Origin of the sequence: Streptomyces phyllanthi, assembly GCF_009377205.1 — a bacterium.
Taxonomy (GTDB): domain Bacteria; phylum Actinomycetota; class Actinomycetes; order Streptomycetales; family Streptomycetaceae; genus Streptomyces; species Streptomyces phyllanthi.
In genome coordinates, this window is record NZ_VJZE01000798.1 from 1 (window position 1) to 2,317 (window position 2,317).

General features: G+C 70.9%; 4 protein-coding genes. 2 read left to right on the plus strand and 2 right to left on the minus strand.

What is annotated here, in order from left to right; all coding sequences use genetic code 11:
- A partial coding sequence (fahA, locus tag FNH04_RS44975; protein WP_152791996.1) for a fumarylacetoacetase occupies window positions 1-974 on the plus strand: 974 nt, incomplete at its 5' end.
- A 184-nt stretch (window positions 975-1,158) separates the two neighbouring features.
- Window positions 1,159-1,665 carry an HAD domain-containing protein gene (locus FNH04_RS44980; RefSeq protein ID WP_152791997.1) on the plus strand — a complete coding sequence of 169 codons (507 nt, stop codon included), beginning with the start codon at window positions 1,159-1,161 and terminating at the stop codon, window positions 1,663-1,665.
- 21 nt (window positions 1,666-1,686) lie between these two features.
- On the opposite strand, the gene FNH04_RS44985 is transcribed toward FNH04_RS44980, so the two are convergent.
- Together FNH04_RS44985 and FNH04_RS48425 are read right to left on the minus strand one after the other, a co-directional pair.
- Window positions 1,687-2,097, minus strand: coding sequence for an NUDIX domain-containing protein (locus FNH04_RS44985; protein WP_152791998.1), 411 nt, complete (start codon window positions 2,095-2,097; stop codon window positions 1,687-1,689).
- Window positions 2,098-2,108: 11 nt separating this feature from the next.
- Window positions 2,109-2,317 (minus strand): hypothetical protein (locus FNH04_RS48425; protein WP_228032023.1); only part of this gene is annotated, 209 nt, incomplete at its 5' end.

The following is a 2,317-nucleotide window of genomic DNA, read 5'->3' on the forward strand; positions in this document are numbered from 1 at the left end:
CCGGATGGCTGACCGTCCCGTCCCACCAGGAGACGATCGCCCCTCATCTCCACCCCCTCTCCTCCGTCACGCTCCACATGCCCTTCGACGTGGCGGACTACGTCGACTTCTACGCCTCCGAGAACCACGCCCGGAACGTCGGCCAGATCTTCCGCCCGGACGCCGCGGACTCCCTGACGCCCAACTGGAAGCATCTGCCGATCGGTTACCACGGCCGGTCCGGCACCGTCGTGGTGTCGGGCACCGGCATCGTGCGTCCCGCGGGCCAGCGCAAGCCCCCCACGGACGCCACTCCCACCTTCGGCCCCTCCACCCGCCTGGACATCGAGGCGGAGGTCGGATTCGTCGTGGGAGTCCCCTCCCCCATGGGCACCCCGGTCCCCCTCTCTTCCTTCCGTGACCACGTCTTCGGCCTCTGCCTGCTGAACGACTGGTCGGCGCGGGACGTCCAGGCCTGGGAGTACGTCCCGCTCGGCCCCTTCCTCGGCAAGTCCTTCGCCACCTCCGTCTCGGCGTGGATCACTCCGCTGGACGCCCTGGAGGAAGCCCGCGTGGCTCCTCCGGAGCGGACACACGGCTTGTTGCCCTACCTGGACGACACCTCCGAGGACCCCGGCGGCTACGACCTGCGCATCTCGGTGGCGATCAACGGCCACGTGGTCTCCGAACCACCGTTCTCGACCATGTACTGGACCGCCGCCCAGCAGCTGGCTCACATGACGGTGAACGGTGCGTCGCTGCGTACGGGCGATCTGTACGGCTCGGGAACGGTGAGCGGGCCCTCGGTGCGGGAACGCGGGTCCCTCCTCGAACTGACCTGGAACGGCCGCGACCCCCTTGACCTCCCCACCGGCAAGCGCACGTTCCTGGAGGACGGCGACGAGGTCTCCCTCACGGCCTGGGCCCCGGGACCCCACGGCACGCGCGTGGGCCTGGGCGAGGTGACCGGCCGCGTCGCCCCTTCAGGGGTGTAGCCGGGTACCTCGCGTACGTCGCGTCTGCCGGGTTCCTGTCGGCGGTCGGGTGCGGGTTCGTGGTGGCTTGTCGCGCAGTTCCCCGCGCCCCGAAAGACACGCACCCGGCGCCACGACCTGCCCGGCAGACACGTACGCACGGAACCCAGCTGCTCTCCTCGGCTGGAGCCGTTAACGTGCCGCCATGACCGCACACGCGGAGGGCCCGCTGCTCTTCCTGGACGTCGACGGAACTCTCCTCCCCTACGGTGGAACCCGGATTCCGCCGACTCACTGGGAACGGGACGGCTGGCAGGAGCCGTCGAATCCGCAGCTGGCCAAGCTCGACCCCGCGCACGGTCCGCGTCTGCTGGCGCTGCCCTGTGCCCTGATGTGGGCCACCGCGTGGATGGACGACGCCAACGAGGTGCTGTCCCCGCTCCTCGGCCTGCCCGAGCTTCCGGTGACGGACCTGCCGGAGGCGTCGGAGGAGGACGAGGCAGGCCTCCTGCACTGGAAGACCCGTGCCCTCGTCGAAGCGGCGGCCGGGCGCCCGTTCATATGGGTCGATGACGAGATCGGCGAGCGGGATCGAGTCTGGGTGTCGGCGAACCATCCAGGGCCCGCGCTTCTCCATCGCGTGGACTCCACGACCGGTCTCACCGACGCGGACTTCGCCGCACTCGAAGCCTGGCTCCGTCCGGCTCCGTGAAACGCCGGGGCGAGCAGGTGCCTACACCTCGGGTATCCCGGGTATCCCGGGCAGTACCCGCTCGAAGAACTCCCGGTCCTCGGCGAAGGTCGGCTCCAGCGCCAGGAACTCCGCCACCGTGACCCACCTCGCGTCACTCACCTCGCCCGGCTGCATGACGACCTCTCCCTCCTCCACGTCCGCGGTCCACCAGTGCAGCCGGAACCGCCGGTCGTCCGTCTCCGACTCCCACACCTTCGCCAGCGGGGACACCGTCAGCCCGACCTCTTCACCGACCTCCCGGACCAGCGCCTCCTCCTGGCTCTCCCCCGGCTCGACCTTCCCACTGAGCGGCGCCCAGTAGCCCGACCGCCTGGCCTCGGGACCGCGCTCTATGACGAGCACGCGGTCGCCCCTCCGCAGCACGGCGACGATGGCGTCCCGCTGACCCATCACGTGTCCCCCTACGCCCAGTCGTCCGGCTCGGGCTCCGGCTCCACGTCCGGCCAGTCGAAGTCCCCGCCGCCGTCCACGTCCGTCGCTCCGTGCCCGTCGTTCACCCCACGTGCCCTGCCGCTCGACCCGCTCGGCCCGCTCGACCCGCTCGCACCCTCGGAGCCCGAAGGCTCCTCCGGGGCGGCCCCGCCCAGAGAGGCGAGCACTCCCAGCACCC